The organism is Rhodoferax sp. GW821-FHT10B06 (genome assembly GCF_059415605.1).
The window spans coordinates 17,427-35,570 of sequence record NZ_JBWKNO010000015.1 but is presented as its reverse complement, the minus strand read 5'-3'; the positions used below and the strand labels follow the sequence as shown (position 1 = coordinate 35,570).

18 protein-coding genes are annotated in these 18,144 nt (G+C 62.6%); 6 read left to right on the top strand and 12 right to left on the bottom strand.

Annotated elements, in window-relative coordinates:
• Positions 1-7 precede the first annotated feature (7 nt).
• Both AC07O2_RS19935 and AC07O2_RS19930 read right to left on the bottom strand, forming a co-directional pair.
• Positions 8-919, bottom strand: coding sequence for a glycosyltransferase family 2 protein (locus AC07O2_RS19935; RefSeq protein WP_495234115.1), 912 nt, complete (start codon positions 917-919; stop codon positions 8-10).
• Positions 916-1,929, bottom strand: a complete 1,014-nt coding sequence (locus AC07O2_RS19930) for a glycosyltransferase family 2 protein (protein ID WP_495234114.1) — start codon at positions 1,927-1,929, stop codon at positions 916-918. Before AC07O2_RS19930 ends, AC07O2_RS19935 begins: the two co-directional genes overlap by 4 nt.
• Before the next feature lie 95 nt (positions 1,930-2,024).
• Between AC07O2_RS19930 and AC07O2_RS19925 the strand changes: the two genes are divergently transcribed.
• On the top strand, positions 2,025-2,567 hold the full coding sequence (locus AC07O2_RS19925; protein WP_495234113.1) for a gamma carbonic anhydrase family protein: 543 nt from the start codon (positions 2,025-2,027) through the stop codon (positions 2,565-2,567).
• A 61-nt stretch (positions 2,568-2,628) separates the two neighbouring features.
• Here AC07O2_RS19925 and alr read toward each other — a convergent pair whose 3' ends face one another.
• Positions 2,629-3,750, bottom strand: a complete 1,122-nt coding sequence (alr, locus tag AC07O2_RS19920) for an alanine racemase (protein ID WP_495234112.1) — start codon at positions 3,748-3,750, stop codon at positions 2,629-2,631.
• Positions 3,751-4,041: 291 nt separating this feature from the next.
• Here alr and lplT point away from each other — a divergent pair, with 291 nt between their 5' ends.
• The 3 genes from lplT to AC07O2_RS19905 are packed head-to-tail and all read left to right on the top strand — an operon-like array spanning position 4,042 to position 6,767.
• A complete protein-coding gene (gene lplT, locus AC07O2_RS19915; protein WP_495105511.1) occupies positions 4,042-5,322 on the top strand; it encodes a lysophospholipid transporter LplT in 1,281 nt (426 codons plus the stop codon).
• A 46-nt stretch (positions 5,323-5,368) separates the two neighbouring features.
• Positions 5,369-6,244, top strand: a complete 876-nt coding sequence (locus tag AC07O2_RS19910; protein WP_495234111.1) for a DMT family transporter — start codon at positions 5,369-5,371, stop codon at positions 6,242-6,244.
• A 34-nt stretch (positions 6,245-6,278) separates the two neighbouring features.
• Positions 6,279-6,767: a glutathione peroxidase gene (locus AC07O2_RS19905; RefSeq protein WP_495234110.1), complete on the top strand. Its 489-nt coding sequence runs from the start codon at positions 6,279-6,281 to the stop codon at positions 6,765-6,767.
• Positions 6,768-6,822: 55 nt separating this feature from the next.
• Here the strand turns inward: AC07O2_RS19905 and AC07O2_RS19900 are convergent, their stop codons facing one another.
• Entirely contained in the window at positions 6,823-7,854 is a 1,032-nt protein-coding gene (locus tag AC07O2_RS19900; RefSeq protein ID WP_495234109.1) for a hypothetical protein, read from the bottom strand.
• 85 nt (positions 7,855-7,939) lie between these two features.
• Complete coding sequence (locus AC07O2_RS19895) at positions 7,940-8,518, bottom strand: hypothetical protein (protein WP_495234108.1); 579 nt, start codon at positions 8,516-8,518, stop codon at positions 7,940-7,942.
• 347 nt (positions 8,519-8,865) lie between these two features.
• On the opposite strand from AC07O2_RS19895, the gene AC07O2_RS19890 reads away from it, so the two are divergent.
• Positions 8,866-9,780 (top strand): glutaminase, encoded by a 915-nt coding sequence (locus tag AC07O2_RS19890; RefSeq protein WP_495234107.1) that lies wholly within the window; start codon positions 8,866-8,868, stop codon positions 9,778-9,780.
• A 93-nt stretch (positions 9,781-9,873) separates the two neighbouring features.
• On the opposite strand, the gene AC07O2_RS19885 is transcribed toward AC07O2_RS19890, so the two are convergent.
• Complete coding sequence (locus AC07O2_RS19885; protein ID WP_495234106.1) at positions 9,874-10,749, bottom strand: LysR family transcriptional regulator; 876 nt, start codon at positions 10,747-10,749, stop codon at positions 9,874-9,876.
• Between the two features lie 98 nt (positions 10,750-10,847).
• On the opposite strand from AC07O2_RS19885, the gene AC07O2_RS19880 reads away from it, so the two are divergent.
• Entirely contained in the window at positions 10,848-11,858 is a 1,011-nt protein-coding gene (locus AC07O2_RS19880) for a zinc-dependent alcohol dehydrogenase family protein (RefSeq protein WP_495234105.1), read from the top strand.
• Between the two features lie 282 nt (positions 11,859-12,140).
• Here the strand turns inward: AC07O2_RS19880 and AC07O2_RS19875 are convergent, their stop codons facing one another.
• The 6 genes from AC07O2_RS19875 to AC07O2_RS19850 form a co-directional block, all read right to left on the bottom strand.
• Entirely contained in the window at positions 12,141-12,503 is a 363-nt protein-coding gene (locus AC07O2_RS19875) for a GNAT family N-acetyltransferase (protein WP_495234104.1), read from the bottom strand.
• A gap of 99 nt (positions 12,504-12,602) precedes the next feature.
• Entirely contained in the window at positions 12,603-13,238 is a 636-nt protein-coding gene (locus tag AC07O2_RS19870) for a YiiX family permuted papain-like enzyme (RefSeq protein ID WP_495234103.1), read from the bottom strand.
• A gap of 336 nt (positions 13,239-13,574) precedes the next feature.
• The gene (gene xylA, locus AC07O2_RS19865; protein ID WP_495100004.1) at positions 13,575-14,891 is read right to left on the bottom strand and encodes a xylose isomerase; all 1,317 of its coding nucleotides are present in this window, start codon (positions 14,889-14,891) and stop codon (positions 13,575-13,577) included.
• Between the two features lie 17 nt (positions 14,892-14,908).
• Positions 14,909-16,066: an ROK family transcriptional regulator gene (locus AC07O2_RS19860; RefSeq protein ID WP_495100005.1), complete on the bottom strand. Its 1,158-nt coding sequence runs from the start codon at positions 16,064-16,066 to the stop codon at positions 14,909-14,911.
• Between the two features lie 34 nt (positions 16,067-16,100).
• A complete protein-coding gene (locus tag AC07O2_RS19855; protein WP_495234102.1) occupies positions 16,101-16,880 on the bottom strand; it encodes an ATP-binding cassette domain-containing protein in 780 nt (259 codons plus the stop codon).
• Entirely contained in the window at positions 16,880-18,067 is a 1,188-nt protein-coding gene (locus tag AC07O2_RS19850; RefSeq protein ID WP_495234101.1) for a sugar ABC transporter permease, read from the bottom strand. Before AC07O2_RS19850 ends, AC07O2_RS19855 begins: the two co-directional genes overlap by 1 nt.
• Positions 18,068-18,144: the final 77 nt, after the last annotated feature.

The following is an 18,144-nucleotide window of genomic DNA, read 5'->3' as shown; positions in this document are numbered from 1 at the left end:
AGCAAAATCACAAAATCAACCGCCGGGTATAGCTGAGGTAGCGCAACCCACCGGCATGCACCAGGCTTTTCCAATGGTGCAACAGTGCCCTTGTGCGTTCACCGTCTTCCAGCGCGGCTACCGATGCATCATGGTGTGCCGCGCCGATCTTGCGTTGGATCATGCGCACAATTCGTCGCGGTGGCGCCAACCCCAGCATGCGCTGGAATAGCGGAATGTAGGCCTGGAAATAAGCCGCCGATTTCGACAAGGACCCTGGCGTTTCTTCATTGCAACGGAATACTGGTGCATCCACGACCGCCACCTTTTTGCCATCCAGCGCCAGCCTAAAAGCCACCAGCGTCCACTCTGCGTAGTCGTGGTAGTTCTGGAAATAGCCCACGCCCACAGAGGCCGAGCGAAACAACGCGTTGCCGTTGTGCAACCAGTTGAACTCCATCAGCGTGTCCAATGGGCGAGCGGGTACGTCCGCCAAGCGGTCATAGGACAAAACCTGCCGACCGGCACGGTGCTGGTAGTAGTTGCCAACGACCAGATCCGCCAGCGGGTCTGCTTGCAGCGCGGCCAGTTTCTGATCGGTACTGCCAGGCAGATACTCGTCGTCGTCATCCAATGCCGAGAAAAATGCGGTGGTGACCAACTCCCGCCCACGCAGCACGGCATTCGGGGCCGAGGGCTTGGCCACATATTCAAAATGGATGTCTGGTTGCGCCTTCAACCAGTCGCACACAGCAGCATCAGAACGGTTGCCATTCACAACCGCAATAATCTGCACGGGCTGGGAAGAGGAAGAGCGGATGGAATTCACCGCACGCTGGAGAAGCTCGGCCCGCGCGGCAGAAGCCATGGTGGGAATGATGACGCTGACCAAGGGCGCATCCCCGGCGGAGTTCGCACCCGCAATGTCTCTTGGATTCATAGATCTGGATAGTCTTTGGCTGGATTTTTGAGCGGGTCCACAAACAGGGCCATCACGCTACGAACCAGGTTTTTGACCCGCAAGGAGGCATGCGCCGAAGCCCAGCCGAAATGCCGCTGCGCAAAGCGCATGCCTTGCGCATAGGCAGCCACACCGTGCTGGCTGCACATATAGAAGTACTCCTGCAAGGTGCTTGCAATCGCGTCCTGGCAGGCCCCGATTTCCACGGGCCCCAGACCTATGTTTGGATTGTCTCGGATGATCTTGATGGCCAACAACCCGTTTTCCGCATTGCGGCGGGCGTTGCGCACATGCGATGCGTTGTCGTCATGCCAGCGGTACTGGGTGATGGCCACCGGGGCGTACACAAAGCTGGCCTTCAGCAGCAGGCGTACCAGGAACTCCCGGTCTTCGGCCGTGGCCAGCTTTTCATTGAACAAACCCACCTCGTTGGCCAAAGCCCTGGAGACGACCAGGCTGGACGGCTTGATGAAATTGCCCTTGATCATGCGTGGCAGTATCTGCTTGTCTATACGGTAGAAATCGGTGCCCGCAATGGGTGTGCCAAATTTGCGCGAGGGGCTGTCCCAGTAGTCGTCGTACAGCATGTCTTGCAGCACGCCCTTGGCCAACAGGCGGCCGGCGCCGTACGCGCCTTTGGCCTTGGGTTCCGCAGCGAGTGCGCGCATCAGCTCGGCAATGTGCTCGGGTTCGAAAATATCGTCGGCATCCAGAAAGGCCAGCCACTCGCCCTGCGCCAGTCGAATGCCCTGGTTGCGCGTCGCTGCAATGCCGCTGTTGGACTGGTTGTGTAAATGGATGGGGTATGGCTGCGGATAGGCGGCAATCCAGGCCGCCACGGTTTGCACCGTATCGTCGGTGGAACCATCGTTGACGATGATCACCTCCCGTGGCTGCAGCGTTTGTTGGGCAATTCCATGCAATGCATCGGCCAGAAAATGGGCGGCGTTGTAGGCAGGAATCACGACCGAGACGTCGCTTGCAGGCATAAGGGGTTCCAGGGGACAGCGTGGCGGCATTCTAAGACGGGTCCTGGCCTGGGCTGTCCTATGATGGACCTTTGCTTTGTATACAAACACATTCCATGGCAACCTCCTCTTACCTTGATACCCGGCCTGTGCTGGCCGAACGCACTTTCATCCACGCCTCGGCCCAGGTGATTGGCGACGTGCAGATCGGCGCCGACAGCTCGGTCTGGTGCAACACCGTGCTGCGCGGCGACGTAAACCGCATCCGCATTGGCCACAGCAGCAATATCCAGGACCTGAGCATGGGCCATGTGTCGCACAAGAGCGCCAGCAAGCCCGAAGGCTCGCCGCTGCTGATCGGCAACTACGTGACCATCGGGCATTCGGTGATCCTGCACGGCTGCAGCATTGGCGACGAGTGCCTGATCGGCATGGGCAGCATCGTCATGGACGACGTGGTGGTACCGGCGCGCACCATGGTCGGCGCAGGCAGCCTGATCGGCCCGGGCAAGGTACTGGAGAGCGGCTACCTGTACATGGGTCGGCCGGCCGCCAAGGTGCGGGCGCTCACCCCCGAGGAAATCGCCTATCTGCGCTATTCGGCCGAGCACTATGTGCGGGTAAAGGACAATTTTCTCGCCAGCGAAACCAAAGTGTAAAAATGACCTCCAGCGCAGTAAATACCTGCGCTGGCAGCTATCAAAATCAGAGTAACCTGGCTCACTCGACCACCACCGGCACACGCTGGGCCAGAGCGCACATCAGCTCGTAGCCCACGGTGCCGGCCTGCTGTGCTACTTCGTCGATCGACAACACAACGCCATTCGCAGCCCGGCCCCACAGAGTGACGGGTGTGCCGATCTGGGCCTGGGGCGTGGGCGTCAGGTCGACCACCAGCATGTCCATGCTGACCCGGCCCAGGGTGCGGCTGCGCACGCCGTCCACCAGCACCGGGGTGCCGGTGGGGCAGATGCGCGGATAGCCATCGGCATAGCCGCAGGCCACGATGCCGATACGCATCGCCTGCTCGGCCGCAAAGTTGGAACCATAACCGACGGTAGCGCCCGGCTGCAGGTCTTGCGTAGCTATGATTTTTGCAGTCAGCGTCATGGCCGGCTGCAGGCCCCAATCAGCCGAGGTGTAGGCCGGAAAGTCGGGTGCGCTGCCGTAAATGGCGATGCCGGGGCGTACCCAGTCGCCCGCCACCTGGGCCGCCAGCGCGGGCTGCTGCAGGGGCGCACCGGGGGTGTGGCGCAGGGTGGCGGCGCTATTGGCCACGCTGCGCTCACCGGGCAGGTCGGCGGTGACGGCGTTGAACACCGCCATGGCCTCGGCAATGCCACGCGGACCGTCTGCGTCGCTGAAATGGGTGATCAGCGAGATTTCGTCCACCTGGGGCAGCAGGTTCAGCCGGGTCCAGGCTGAGCGGTAGCGCTCGGGGCTAAAGCCCAGGCGGTTCATGCCAGTGTTCATTTTCAGGAACACGCGGTGCGGCACATTCGTCTTGTGCACGGCCAGCATGTCGATCTGGGCATCGCAGTGCACGGTGTGCCACAGGTCCAGGCGCGAGCACAGCTCCAGATCGCGCTGCTCGAACACGCCTTCCAGCAGCAGCACCGGGCCGCGCCAGCCCAGGGCGCGCACGCGTTCGGCCTCGTTCAGATCCAGCAGGGCGAAGCCATCGGCGCCGCGCAGGCCCTCGAAAACACGCTCGATGCCATGGCCGTAGGCATTGGCCTTGACCACCGCCCAGACCCGGGCATCCCCCGCGGCAGCGCGGGCGCGGGCCAGGTTGTGGCGCAAGGAGTCGGTGTGGATGGTGGCCTGAATGGGACGCGGCATGGGTGGGTTCCGGTAGGGCAAACAAATGGGGTTACTGGATTTTGACTATTTCGCCCCAAGCTGCAGAGTCAGAACGCTCACACCAAGGGAACCCGTGGAACCGGCTTTGCCGGGCCACAAGGGTTCGCCCCCTGTAGGGGGTTGGCGAAAGCGACACGCAGTGCGCGAAGCCTGGGGGGGAATGGTTATTCCGGGATTTTGGCATTCCACCGCGTGATATAACCCGCTGTCCCTGGAGACTTGTCTTAAATCAACCTGCATCAGCCAGACTGATGCCGCCACAAGCATTTAATGAAGCGCGGTTTCTTTACCCTCATGTCGGCCCAGTTCTGCTCGTCACTGGCCGACCAGGCGCTTTTTGTGGCGTCCATCGCGATGATCCGAGGTGCCGGAGGTGCTCCCTGGCAACAGGCCGCCTTGGTTCCCATGTTTGCGCTTTTCTATGTGATCCTGGCCCCCTGGCTGGGCGCGCTGGCGGACGCGTTCCCCAAGGGCAAGGTGATGTTGGCCAGCAATTCCATCAAGATGGCGGGCTGTCTGATGATGCTGTTTGGTATCCACCCCCTGCTGGCCACGGCCGTGGTGGGCCTGGGTGCGGCGGCCTATTCGCCAGCCAAGTACGGCATCCTGACCGAGATGCTACCGGCCTCGCAGCTGGTGCAGGCCAATGGCTGGATCGAAGGCCTGACGATTGCATCCATCATTCTGGGCGTGCTGTTTGGCGGGCAACTGGTAGGGCCGGCGGTGTCGGCCAAACTGCTGGCACTGGACTTCCCCTTCTTTGACACCGGCATCAGCACCCCGCCGCAAGCCGCTGTGAGCGTGCTCATCGCCGTCTACGCGCTGGCCGCCTGGTTCAACACCCGCATTCCCGATACCGGGGTGGAAATGCGTCCCATGCCAAGCAACGCGTTGGCCCTGCTGCCCGACTTCTGGCGCTGCAACTCCCGGCTGTGGACCGACAAGTTGGGCCAGATTACCCTGGCCACCACCACCCTGTTCTGGGGTGTCAGCGGCAACCTGAAATACATCGTGCTGGCCTGGAGCGCCACCGCGCTGGGCTATAGCATCACCCAATCGACCAGCCTGCTGGGCGTAGTCGCCATAGGCACCGCCGCTGGCGCCGTGGCAGCGTCCATGCGCATGCGGCTGGACACCGCCACCAAGGTCATCCCACTGGGCCTGCTGATGGGCCTGCTGGTGATCTTGATGAACTTCATCCACAACGTCTGGCTGGCCGTGCCCTTCCTGGTGGTGCTGGGTGGCCTGGGCGGCTTCATGGTGGTACCGATGAATGCCCTGTTGCAGCACCGTGGCCACAACCTGATGGGCGCGGGCCGCTCGATCGCCGTGCAGAACTTCAACGAGCAGCTGTGCATTCTGGCCCTGGGCGCGTTCTACAGCGTGTCCACCGGCCTGGGCCTATCGTCCTTTGGTGCCATCACCGCCTTTGGCCTGGTGGTGGCCGGCTTCATGTGGCTGATCAAGCGCTGGCACGCCAACAACTGCATCAAGTACAAGGACGAGGTTGACCATCTGCTGATGCTGGCCCGTACCGACAATACTCACTGACCCCCCCCCCCCCGCGCCCGCCCTTGCGGCAGGGCGCGCCTCCTGCATGCCCGCCGCCCTGCTCCCCGTTCTCGCGCTGATGCTGAACGCCTTTATCTGGGGCGTGTCCTGGTGGCCGTTCCGCCAGCTGCAGCAACTGGGCCTGCATCCGCTGTGGTCCACCTCCCTGCTGTACGCCGTGGCCCTGGCGGGCCTGCTGCTGGCCCGCCCCACTGCTGTACGCGGCTTGCTGCGCCGGCCGGAGCTATGGCTGTTGCTGCTGGCCACCGGCATGACGAATGTGGGCTTCAACTGGGCGGTGGCGATTGGCGACGTGGTGCGCGTGGTGTTGCTGTTCTATCTGATGCCCGGCTGGGCCGTGCTGCTGGCCTGGCTGGTGCTGGGCGAGCGGCCTACGCGGGCCTCGCTGCTGCGACTGGTATTGGCGCTGGTGGGCGTGCTGGTGGTGCTATGGCCCGAGGGCGGCCTGAGCGCCGTGGCCGGCATGGCGTTCTCGGCGGCGGACGGACTGGCCCTGCTGGGCGGCTTCAGCTTTGCGCTGACCAATGTGCTGTTACGCCGCCTGCAGGATGTGCCCGGCACCGAGCGCATGTGCGCCATGTTTGGCGGCGGCGTATTGATGGCTGGGCTGGCCGCTTCCCTGGGCGGACAGTTTGGGCTGGTGCCGGCTATCCCTGCGCTGCAGCTGGGCTGGGGCAGCGCCATCGTGCTGCTGGGCCTGCTGTTTTTCATCAGCAATATGGGGCTGCAGTATGGTGCGGCACGCATGTCGTCCAGCAACAGCTCCATCGTGATGTTGACCGAAATCGTGTTTGCCAGCGTGTCCTCGGTGGCACTGGGCGCGGCCACGCTGTCGCTGCGCACGCTGGTGGGAGCGGCGCTGATACTGCTGGCGTCGGTGCTGGCGGCGCGCAGTGAATAAACGCGTCAGAGAGAAGTCTGCTTAAATCGCAGGCATGACTACCTCCATCTACGACTTCAGCGCCACAGACATTGCCGGCCAACCGGTCGCCCTGTCGCAGTTCAAAGGCCAGGTTCTACTGGTCGTCAACACGGCCAGCGCCTGCGGCTTCACGCCGCAGTTCGCCGGGCTGGAAGAGCTGCACAAAAGCTACGGTACCAAGGGCCTAACGGTGCTGGGCTTTCCGTGCAACCAGTTTGGCGCGCAGGACAAGGGCAGCAACGACGAGATCGCCAGCTTCTGCCAAGTGAACTACGGCGTCAGCTTCCCGATGATGGCCAAGATCGAGGTCAATGGCGCCGGTGCCGACCCGCTGTACCAGTGGCTGGTCAACGAGGCCCCGGGCCTGCTGGGCACCAAGGCGATCAAGTGGAACTTCACCAAATTTCTGGTCGGCAAGGACGGCCAGGTACTCAAGCGCTATGCGCCAATGGATACGCCCCAAAGCCTGCAAAAGGACATCGAGGCGGCATTGGCAATTTAAGGCCGGCGCTTCTTCCGTCGCCCAGGCTTTTGACCATGCGCGGCGAACGAGTACCTCAGCTGTGCGAGGCCAGGACTTGGTTGAGTTGCTGCTTCTCTTCGGCGGAGGCGGCCGGGCGTTTGACGGCGGTGGTCAACGCGACACGCAGGTTCGGCGTGAGCTCCACATCGCCGCTGCTCACCGAACTCAGTGTTTCCCGCACCAGGTCGCCATAGGCACCTTTGGACAGCTGCGTGATGGCGATGTTGGAAGCCTCCGCAGGCGAGCTCAGGCGGTACAGCTTCTGAACGGCAAGCGCCCGCACTATATCGCTGCCCTGGCTCTCCGCCAGTTGGTTCAAGAGCTGGACGGCATCGCTTCGCAGGTTGGCGGTGTCACCACTTTTCTGGTCCTCCAGCAGACCAATGAAATTCAGCCGCGCGACGGCGGTTCGGTCATCAGTTTGCGCGCCCGCCTTCACATCGGCCAGCGCCCGGACAAGTACCTCTTGCGGCGCCTGGCCCGGCAGGTTGAAGTAGGTCTCGTACATCTCGGCGAACTTGGCTTCGCTCTTGCCTTCCCAGATGGCGTTCGCCTCATGCAAGACGATGCTCCGACCAGCCGCCGATCCAACCAGCAGTGAGCGCAGCATATCGCGCTCCATACCTTGCTCGGCCGGCACGCTGTGATAGAACTGCTCCACGACTTTGGCGACCGCAGGGTTGCCCTCGATCGACGCCAGGAGCCGCGCCTGTAGTTCCTCGACATCCTTCGACGACAGGTCTTCCCGCTTCAGTATCTTGTCAAAAAAGGCCTTCAGACTCTCGACCGCCTCTTCTGGCGTGAATACCTTGACATCGGATTCATCGGCGGAGACAAGCGTCCCCTGGAATCCCCCCGGCACAGCGGAAAAGGACGCTGGCGCGCCAGCGGCCGCCAGCGTCTGGGACGGCTGGGCGCTGGAACTGCCTACCTGCGACGCTTCGGCCTGGTCCGTGCCATACCCGCTACGGGCAAAAAAATAGACCCCTGCCGCAATCAGCAAACACCCGCCAATGACGGTTTTCACAGCCACGCGGGGTGAGGAAAAATAGATTTTGGAAGGCACTGCAATCCTCTGGAAATGGTGGGCGTAGGCAGGCAGAAGCGTCAAACTGGCACACGCTTCTGCTGCCCCTCAATGACCTAAGTGCTTAGATCTTTTCGTACTGGCAGCTGCTGCCACGCCACTCAGGCAGATAGCCTTCGACGGTGTAACTACCGCCCACGTAGGTGCAACGCCAGTTTGGACCACCCATCCAATCAGACCTCCAGCCGGCAGGGCAGCTCGAGCGCTCGGTGAGGTAGGTGTCCCCGCCGAGCACATGCGTTTTTCCCCAACGCTCGCTGAATTGGATCACCGCGCGGCCCCTGTAACCCTTGTCGGGGCCGCAGGTGACTGTTTCACTGCGAATATTGCAGGCCGTCCACGAATGGTTGGCCCCGGCATTGATCTCCATGCCACCGACCCGCGTCGGGATCGCCCATTTGCCACCGATATTGAAGCCGGTGGTTCTGCATTGGGAATGACCTGTCGTCAAAGCCACGGTACCGCAACTACCGCCCTTGTTATTGAAGCAATAGTGCCAATCTGACCCATCCAAGTAATACCCATGCTGGTTCTTGCCAACCCAACCCCAGAACTGGGTATTGAGTGTTCCTTCTGTGGCACCGACCAAGCCGCTGTAGGCGGCCACCAAAACAAACAACAAAGCGATCTTTAAAAATTTCATACTGGTTCCGGAAAAATGAGGTTTCAGATCTGACGCGAACGCGTGATCCAGCGATTCATGGTGACTGGTACCTGAGCAAGACTTTCTCAGTTAACAGCGCATGGGCAGCGTACGTAGGCTTTGTGACAAGCCCTTTACCGAACGCATACACGTGGTGGCCCTGCAACAGCCTGTCAGGATGCGCTGCCGGGCGCAAACCCCAGGGTCTGGTGCATGAAGCATTTAAACCGAATCGGCTCCCAGCGCACATTTCACCTGCGCAAGCAGCTATTGTTTACATAGCAAACCGTTTACTCAGCCAGCCAGGATGCGGGACAATCCAGACTCATTTCTGAGTGGAGCCCCGTGTGAACTTCCAAGCCATCCTCGACGACATCGTTGCTGCCGTGCGGCCCCAGCTGGGCGTGCAAGGCCAGGTGGCCAGCTACATCCCGGCGCTGGCCCGCGTGTCGCCGCAGCAATTCGGCATCGCCCTGCGCACCTGCGACGGGCTGGAGGCCGCCAGCGGCGACTACGCCACGCCGTTCTCCATCCAGAGCATGTCCAAGCTGTTCTCGCTGACCATGGCGATGCAGCACCTGGGCGACGCGCTGTGGCAGCGCATAGGCCGCGAGCCCTCGGGCAACCCGTTCAACTCACTGGTGCAGCTGGAAAACGAGCAAGGCAAACCGCGCAACCCCTTCATCAATGCCGGCGCCATCGCCGTGGCCGACCGACTGCTGTCGCACGGCAACGGCGTAGGCAATGTGCTGGAACTGTTGTCCGAGCTATGCGACGAGCCGGTGCACCTGGACCCCGAGGTGGCCCGGTCCGAAGCCCAAACCGGCTTTCGCAACCATGCGCTGGCCAACTTTATGAAAAGCTTTGGCAAGCTCGACAACCCGGTGGCCGCCGTGCTGGACCTGTACTTCCACCAGTGCGCCATCCGCATGAGCTGCCAGCAAATGGCCCGCGCCGCCGGCTACCTGTGCCGCGACGGCCGCCACCCCTACCGCGCGGACGCAACCGTCGTTAGCTCCAGCCAGACACGCCGCATCAACGCGCTGATGCTGACCTGCGGCACCTACGACGCCGCCGGCGAATTCGCCTTCCGCATCGGCCTGCCCTGCAAGAGCGGCGTAGGCGGCGGCATCGTCGCCGTGGTGCCCGACCAGCTCACCCTGTGCGTCTGGTCGCCAGCGCTGGACGGCAGCGGTAATTCGCTGCTGGGCATGCAGGCGCTGGAGCTGTTTGCGGCGCGTACGGGACTGTCAATCTTTTGACCTTTGGCGGCCTGAGAATTCAAGGGAAATAGGCCGCTGCCGCAAGTACTACCTGCGGCAGCAGCTACATTTACGATAGCAATCGACGACCCACTAGCTGAACCGCTCCACCAGAAAATCCACAAAGCTGCGCAGCTTGGGCGAGCGGTAGCGGTCGGGCAGATAGACCAGGCTCATCGGCCGGCTGGGCAGGGTGTAGCTGGGAAGCAATTGCACCAGGCGACCAGCCTGAACATCGGCCTGCAGCAGAAAGGCCGACTGCAGCACGATGCCCAAGCCGTGCAGCGCCGCCACCCGCAGCGCCTGCCCGTTATTGACCTGCAGCCGGCCCGACACCGGTACCTGGCAGGTGCCCTCCTCCCCTGTCAAGGGCCAGTGCTGCAGAGCGGCGAGCGAGAACGACAGACATTCATGCTGGGCCAGATCCTCGGGCCGGACCGGCGTGCTGCGGCGCGCCAGGTAGTCAGGCGATGCGCAGACCATCAGCCGGTACGGCGCCAGCGGCCGGGCGATCAGCGAATCCGGCAGCGGGCCAATGCGGATGGCGGCCTCGAAACCCTCCTCCACCAGATCCACCGTGTGGTCGCTTAAGGCCACATCCACACTCACCTCGGGGTAGCGCGCCATGTAGTCCGACAGGGCCGGCATCAGAGCTTCGGCGCCAAAGCTCACGGGTGCGGTGATGCGCAGCTTGCCGGCCGGCGCGAGCTGCTGGTTCTGCGCCTGGGCATCGGTTTCGGCCACCAGCCGGAGGATTTCCTTGCAGCGCAGGTAGTAGTCCTCGCCAAAGGCGGTGAGATGCTGGCGCCGGGTAGTGCGTTGCAGCAGCTGCATGCCCAGGCGCTTTTCCAGCGTCCGCAGGTGGTTGCCCGCCATGGTCGCCGAAATACCGCAGGCCGTGGCGGCCGCGCTGAGGCTGCCTTTTTCCACGGCGTGCACATAGACCTGCATGCTGCTGAACACATCCATTCACCACTCCTGATTTCAAATCTATCAACCAAATCGCAGTTTATCTCCGTTAATTTATCAATAACACTATCGACTTCCTTCATTGCAAAGAAAACACCATGCACGCAGTCCAACTCACCGCCCATTCCCTCAGCGCTTTTCAAAGCACCGAACTGCCCGACCCCCAGGCCGGCCATGGCGAAGTGCTGGTGCGCATGCGCGCCGCCACGCTGAACTACCTCGACGTAGCCGTCGCCCTCGGCGCCATACCCGGCGTGACTTTGCCCATGGTGCCGGTAGCCGATGGCGCGGGCGAAGTCGTGGCCCTGGGCGAAGGCGTCAGCGGCTGGGCGGTGGGCGACCGCGTGGTGCCGCACTTCATGCCGGGCTGGCAAGACGGCGCCATGGCGCCGCACAAGATAGCCGCGATGCGGGGCATCAACTTGCCGGGTTCGCTGGCCGACTACGTCGCCGTGCCCGCCCACAGCCTGGTTGCCTTACCCGCGCATCTGGATTTCGTCCAGGGCGCGGCGCTGCCCATCGCCGCCACCACGGCCTGGAACGCCGTGCGCTCGGCATCGCTGCGGCCAGGGTCGGTAGTGGTGCTGCTGGGCACGGGTGCCGTCAGCATCTTCGCCCTGCAGTTCGCCAAGGCGTCGGGCGCCACGGTGATCCTCGCTTCCTCCTCCGATGCAAAGCTGGAGCGCGCACGCCAGCTCGGCGCCGACCATGTGATCAACTACCGCGCCACCCCGGCCTGGGACGCAGAAGTGTTGAAGCTCACCGACGGGCGCGGCGCGGACCTGGTGGTGGAAACCGTGGGCGAGGCCACCATCGCCCGCTCGCTCAACGCAGCGGCGATGGGCGGCACGGTATTCACGGTGGGCTTTCTCTCCGGCACGGCAGCGTCCATCAACTTGATGCCCATCATCGTCAAGGGCTTGCGCATCGTCGGCAACAACACCGGTTCGGTCGCCGACCTGGCCCAGGCCACCCGCGCCATTGCCGCCCACCGCATCGTGCCGGTGATCGACCGAATCTTCGATATCGCCGACACCGGCGCAGCCTATGCCGAACTCAGCGCCGGTGGGCGTCACTTTGGGAAGCTGGCCATCGTGCACGGAGGCTGAGCAAAACTGAATCCCTGTCTTGCAAGAGCGGCATAAGCGGCATCGTCGCCGTAGTGCCCGACCAACTCAGCCTTTGCGTCTGGTCTCCCGCGCTGGGGCTGTTTGTGGGGCGGACGGGGTTGTCGATTGTTTTGATGCTGTGGCCTGAAAATTCAAGAAGAATAGACCGCTGGCGCATGTAAATCGTGCGCTAGGCGCTATCTTTTCAGCAGCAAGACCTAGGGCCCAGTGCGCGTAGCTGCCACCCGTTTCGACGTTGTGGACGAGTCCATCCCTGCAACCTCAGCCCCATTGGATGTGGAAGGTGGCCTCGTCCTCTTGCACGACCTTAAACCCCATGCGGTCATAGAGGCGTTTGGCCGGGTTGATCTTGATCACTTTCAAGACGAGGGGCTTGTGGGCGGCTGTAGCGCGAACCATTTCTTGCGCAAGCACAGCGGAGCCCGCCCCACACCCTTGGAATTCCGGTATGAGAAAGATGGTGCGCACACAATGGTTTTGCGCGCTCTCTTCGACATACAGCGCCCCAGCGTTTTGCCCATCAACGCAAATCAGTTGGAAATTCTGTACCGCTAAGTTGGCCCAAAAACCATCACGCTGAAACTCCTCATTCCATCCCCAAGCCCACTCCACGTACTCGCGCATAGAGGTTTAAAGGCTTCAAAGATGAAGTCTTTGTCGGGCTCGGATGCGGGGAGGAGTGCCAGCATGCTGCAAGTTGACGCTGAGCCACAAGCATCTCCGCTAGCGCTCCAGCACAGTTACTAGACGGGAGGAGCCAAACATGGCGACCGGCGAAATAGCGGGCTCTTCGAGCGGAACTTGTGCGCCATAGCGTTCCTTCATTTTCTGCTGGACTGCTGGGTCTTTAAGATTGAACTCTTTGATCTTCTGAAGTCCACCCAACTCAACTCCAAGAGCACGCTGATAGATCTTCCAAACAAGCTCAGAGCAGTAGATTCGATCATCTGACCATTCAAAGGTGAGATCGTAGGGCCTGCCCTCAAAGCCGCGCGCCGCTTGGCGTAGCCGCTCGACGCCAGCAGGATTTAGGATGACTGAAGCATCCTGCAATCGCTTGGCCACAACGTGGCCTCCGATGCCACGAGCAACCCATACTTCCAAAGGCGTGTACTGAACCTTGCTGGCGGCCTCGTAAACGAATGGCTCGCCATTGCGGATGAAAACGATGCCCATGTGGCTGTACCGGGAAGCAGTTGCCTTCTGAACAGCAATGCTTTGCGACGAGCGAGAGGTTTGAAACACGACATCACCATCGTGAAGCGGCAAGACTTCCGCGCTAATACGGTGAGCGAGAAAAACCAGCGCCAGGATGACAATGAATCTCATGATGATGCCTGCCCCAAGATCGAGAGACACAAATATGTCTTCCTAACATCGATGTTCCTATTTGTCTCAAATGCCCGGTTAGCTTGGGTTTCCGGGATTTCCAACATGCTGTCAAAGGACATAAGAGTTCCAGCAAAAGCAGCAGATCAAAGCGATGGGCCACTATAGCCGGGGGGATCTATCCGCCCCTGGGGTCAGCCGAAATGCGGGTGGGCATTGCGAGTTCAAACAGGCCGGTTGCGCGCAATTCGGATCTGACCCCATGGCCTACCAGCGCACGGTGTCCTTTCAGCGGGCTTGCAAACTAAATCGGCCGCTGGCGCAGATAGAACCTGCGCCAACAGCTACGATTTAAATAGCGCGTACTCAGATATACGCGTTCAGCAGGTTTTCGATGTACTCCTGGCGGCCAGATACCGGGCGTGGGTCGGCGCCGCTGGCAAGGACCTGGTCTGCCAAGGCGTCCAGGCTGACTTTGCCGGCCAGGATGTTCTGTGCCTCGGGGCCTTGCCAGCCGGCGTAGCGGGCGGCGATGTGCTTTTCCAGGCGGCCGTCGTTGATCATCTTTTCGGCGATCAGCAAGGAGCGTGCGCTGACATCCATGGCGCCTACGTGGCCGTAGAACATGTCTTCGGGGTCGATGGACTGGCGGCGGACCTTGCTGTCGAAGTTGACGCCACCGGTGGTGAAGCCGCCGCCCTTCAGGATCAAATACATGGCCAGCGCGGTGTCGGGGATGCTGTTGGGGAACTGGTCGGTGTCCCACTGGCATTGCATGTCGCCGCGGTTCATGTCGATGGAGCCAAAGATGCCCAGGTCGATGGCGGTGGCGATCTCATGCTCGAAGCTGTGGCCGGCCAGGGTGGCGTGGTTGGCTTCGATGTTGACCTTGATTTCCTTTTCCAGGCCGTAGCGGCACAGGAAGCCGTAGACGGTGGCGACGTCGTAGTCGTACTGGTGCTTGGTGGGTTCGCGGGGCTTGGGTTCGATGAGGATGGTGCCCTTGAAGCCGATCTTGTGCTTGTACTCGACCACCATGTTCATGAAGCGGCCCATCTGGTCCAGCTCCTGGCCCATGCGGGTGTTGAGCAGGGTCTCGTAGCCTTCACGGCCGCCCCACAGCACATAGTTTTCGCCGCCGAGTTTCAAGGTAGCGTCCATGGCGGCACGCACCTGCAGGGCGGCCATGCCGAAGATGGCCGGGTCGGGGTTGGTGGAGGCGCCGGCCATGAAGCGGCGGTGGCTGAACATGTTGGCCGTGCCCCATAGCAGCTTCATGCCGGTGTCTTGCTGCTTGGTGCCCAGCACGTCGATCATGGCGTGCAGGTTGTTCAGGCTCTCGCGCGGGGTGGCGCCTTCGGGGGCCACGTCGCGGTCATGGAAGCAGTAATAAGGCGCACCAAGCCGGGCGAAGAATTCGAAGGCCGCGTCGGCCTTGGCACGGGCGGCTTCCATGGGGTCGGCCATGCGCATCCAGGGGCGCTCGAAGGTGCCGTCGTGGCTGAACGGGTCAAAGCCATTCCAGCAGAAGCTGTGCCAGTAGCAGGCGGCGAACCGCAGGTGGTCTTCCATGCGCTTTCCCAGCACCAGCCTGTCGCGGTCGTACCACTTGAAGGCCAGCGGGTTCGAGGAGGCCGGGCCTTCGAACGCGATGGGGGCAATGTCTGAGAAATAAGAGGCCATGGAAGTCCTTTAAAAAGTTAGGGGGGTGAAAGAGCCTGCCCTGCGCGGGCGCGCCGGGCTTCGGAATTGGGGTGCATGGGCCGCAGGTATTCGTGCAGCGTCAGCGCGGCTGCGCCCACGGCGGCGGCCAACGGGCCATAGCGGGCCACGCGGATGCTAGGGGGCGGCATGCCAGCACTTTCGGCATAGGCGGCCACGGTTTTTTGCGCGGCCTGCAAGAATTCAGGGTGGCGATCACACGACTTGCCGCCGACCACGATGGCGCGCGGGTTGAAGGTGGTCCACAGGTTTTGCAGCAGCACGCCCAGGTAGTGGCCGGAGCGGCTCAGGTCCATGGGGTGGTTGCGCAGCGCGCGCAGGCCGATGAAGGCCTCGGCGCAGCCCTTGCGGCCACAGGAACACAGCGGGCCGTCAATTTGCATGATGGTGTGACCGATTTCGCCGGCCATGCCCTGGGCGCCGGTGAACAGGCGGTCGTTGGACACGATGCCCGCGCCCACGCCCACGTCGCAGCTGACGAAGATCAGCGGGTCTTCGCCTTCGCCCTGGGCAAATTCGTACTCGCCCAAGGCGCCGGCGTCCGCATCGTTCTGCAGTTGCACGGGCACGGGCGGCAGGCCGGCCTTGGCCATGGCGCGGGTCAGCAGATCCAGCAGGTCCAGCTGGCGCCAGCCCAGGTTGGGGGCGAACAGCACCAGGCCGGTGTCGTGGTCGATGGCGCCGGGCGTGCACACGCCCACGCCCACCAGCTGCAGGTCCAACGCCCGCAGGCCTTCATAGGCGGTGGCCACCATGCGCGCGGTTTGCTGCGCGGCCTGGGCCGGGATGTTGCTGGTCAGCGGCTGCTGGGCCGAGTGCAGCACCTCGCCCTGCAGCGTCACGCAGGCCACGCGCACCACCTCGACCGCGATCTCCACGCCGATCAGCGCACGCACACCCTCGTGGATGCGTAGCGGGGTGGACGGACGGCCTATGCCGTCGTTCACCGGCGTGGCGGCCTCGGTCAGCCAGCCGTCGTCCAGCAGCTCGCGCACCAGCAGACTGACCGTGGATTTTGTCAGGCCGCTCTCGGCCGCCAGGCGGGCCCGCGACAGGCCGGGCTGGGCGCGCAGCAGGCGCAGCAGCACACTGCGGTTGATGCGCTTGACGAGTTGTTGGTCGCCGGTAGTCTTCATAAGGGTTGCCGTGTGAACAAAAGAAGACCTGAGTCTAGTTCTGTGCACGCTCCGCCTGCGCCTTACCCTCGGGCCGTTTGCCGGTAATGATCATGCCCAGCACCTCGTCTTCGGTCACGTCCGCAGTGTTGTAGGTGCCGACCAGCTTGCCGTTCTTCATCACCGCCAAGCGGTCGCTGAGGCCGAACACATCCGGCATGTCGTGGGTGATCAAAAAGATGCCCACGCCCTCGCTTTTGAGCTGCTGCACCAGGCGGCCAACCATGGCGGTTTCCTCCGGGCCCAGGGCGGCGCAGGGCTCGTCCATGATGAGGATGCGGGCGTTGAAGTACAGCGCCCGCGAGATCGCCACCACCTGGCGCTGGCCGCCCGACAGGCGGCGCACGGGTACGCGGATGTTGGTGAAGTTCTTGTTGAGACGGGCAAACACCTTGCGGGCGTTGACCTCCATGAAGTGGTCGTCCAGCGTGTTCCAGGCTGTCATCTTCTCGCGGCCGAGGAACAGGTTGGCGACGGAGTCCAAATTGTCGGCCAGAGCCAGAGTCTGGTAGATGGTTTCAATGCCCTGGGCCTGGGCCTCGGCAGGGGTGCGGATGTGCACCTTGTGGCCGGCAATCACGGTGTCGCCGCTGTCGATAGGATAGGCGCCGGCCAGCATCTTCATCAGCGTGGACTTGCCCGCGCCGTTGTGGCCCAGCAGGGCGACGACCTCGCCGGGATAGAGGTTGACGCTGACGCCATCCACCGCCACCACGCCGCCAAAGGCTTTGCGGATGTCGCGCAGTTCGACTAAAGGTTGGGAGTGCTCGGTCATCAGCGGTCTCCCGTGAATTTGCGATAAAGGACGTCGAACACCACGGCGATGATCAGCACCTGGCCGATGATGACCATGCGCTTGCCGATCGACACATCCAGCAGCAGCATGCCGCTGTCCAGCGACTGCATGATCAGCGCGCCCAGCACCGAGCCGAAGATGGAGCCGCTGCCGCCGGCCAGCGCCGTGCCGCCGATAACGGCCGCGGCAATCACATACAGCTCCATGCCGGTGCCCAGCGAATTGGTGCCGGCGTTCAGCCGCGCTATGGAAACAATAGCTGCTACCGTAATCAGCACGGCCAGCAGCGCGAATAATTGCAAGGTGACACGCTTCACCGGTATGCCCACCAGCGCGGCCGCATCCGGGTTGCCACCCATGGCGTAGACATAGCGGCCAAAGCGGGTGCGGTGCACGATGAAAGACAGTGCGCCGGCCACCACGGCCCAGATCAGCACAGGTATCGGTATGCCCTGCGGCTCGGTCTTGGATGAAATGAGGTAGTGGTTCATGGTGTCGGCAAAGGCCAGCAGCAGCAGGATGGGCACGCCGGTCAGCAGAGCCTCCATCCACAGCGGGTCGTTGGCCACGCCGTGGCGCTGGCGCGAGCGGCGCTTTTGCACGGCGCGCAGCAGCAGCGCCAGGCAGACCAGGCTGGTCACCCACCAGGTGGCCGTGGTGCCTATGCCACCGTCGTAGCCGCCGCCCAGGCGCAGAAAGAAGTCGTCCGTCACCGGCTGGGTCTTGCCGTCGGCCACCAAAAAGGCCGCGCCGCGAAACGACATCAGGCCGCCCAGCGTGACCACGAATGAGGGCACACCCAGCACCGCCGTCAGCCAGCCCTGGTAGATGGACGCGGCCAATGCCACGGCCAGGCCGGCCAGGCAGGCCGTGGGCCAGGACCAGTTGGCGCTGTACTGCAGATAGGCGATGAGTACGCCCACAAAACCCATCACCGAGCCCACCGACAAGTCGATATGCCGGGCCACGATGACCAGCACCATGACAGTGGAAACGATACCCACCACCGCCGTTTGCTGGGCGATGTTGTAGAGGTTCTCGGGCGAGAAGAAGATGCCTTCGGTCAACAGGCCAAACACCATAGCCAGCACGGCCAGCACCAGGCTCATCAGCACAAGGCGCCAATCGATGTTGGCCTGCCGCCAGGCATTGGGGGAATCGCTCATATCAGGGTTCCGGAAGAAGAATGGACTCCAGGCTGGCGCCCGCCCTGGCCTGCAGGGCGGAGCGCTTCAGCACCGGG

Coding starts and splice junctions, on each gene's coding strand:
- AC07O2_RS19895 (WP_495234108.1), bottom strand. CDS start 8,518: ATGAAATTTTTAAAGATCGCTTTGTTGTTTGTTTTGGTGGCCGCCTAC.
- AC07O2_RS19925 (WP_495234113.1), top strand. CDS start 2,025: ATGGCAACCTCCTCTTACCTTGATACCCGGCCTGTGCTGGCCGAACGC.
- alr (WP_495234112.1), bottom strand. CDS start 3,750: ATGCCGCGTCCCATTCAGGCCACCATCCACACCGACTCCTTGCGCCAC.
- AC07O2_RS19930 (WP_495234114.1), bottom strand. CDS start 1,929: ATGCCTGCAAGCGACGTCTCGGTCGTGATTCCTGCCTACAACGCCGCC.
- AC07O2_RS19905 (WP_495234110.1), top strand. CDS start 6,279: ATGACTACCTCCATCTACGACTTCAGCGCCACAGACATTGCCGGCCAA.
- xylA (WP_495100004.1), bottom strand. CDS start 14,891: ATGGCCTCTTATTTCTCAGACATTGCCCCCATCGCGTTCGAAGGCCCG.
- AC07O2_RS19910 (WP_495234111.1), top strand. CDS start 5,369: ATGCCCGCCGCCCTGCTCCCCGTTCTCGCGCTGATGCTGAACGCCTTT.
- AC07O2_RS19850 (WP_495234101.1), bottom strand. CDS start 18,067: ATGAGCGATTCCCCCAATGCCTGGCGGCAGGCCAACATCGATTGGCGC.
- AC07O2_RS19935 (WP_495234115.1), bottom strand. CDS start 919: ATGAATCCAAGAGACATTGCGGGTGCGAACTCCGCCGGGGATGCGCCC.
- AC07O2_RS19880 (WP_495234105.1), top strand. CDS start 10,848: ATGCACGCAGTCCAACTCACCGCCCATTCCCTCAGCGCTTTTCAAAGC.
- lplT (WP_495105511.1), top strand. CDS start 4,042: ATGAAGCGCGGTTTCTTTACCCTCATGTCGGCCCAGTTCTGCTCGTCA.
- AC07O2_RS19860 (WP_495100005.1), bottom strand. CDS start 16,066: ATGAAGACTACCGGCGACCAACAACTCGTCAAGCGCATCAACCGCAGT.
- AC07O2_RS19855 (WP_495234102.1), bottom strand. CDS start 16,880: ATGACCGAGCACTCCCAACCTTTAGTCGAACTGCGCGACATCCGCAAA.
- AC07O2_RS19875 (WP_495234104.1), bottom strand. CDS start 12,503: ATGCGCGAGTACGTGGAGTGGGCTTGGGGATGGAATGAGGAGTTTCAG.
- AC07O2_RS19885 (WP_495234106.1), bottom strand. CDS start 10,749: ATGGATGTGTTCAGCAGCATGCAGGTCTATGTGCACGCCGTGGAAAAA.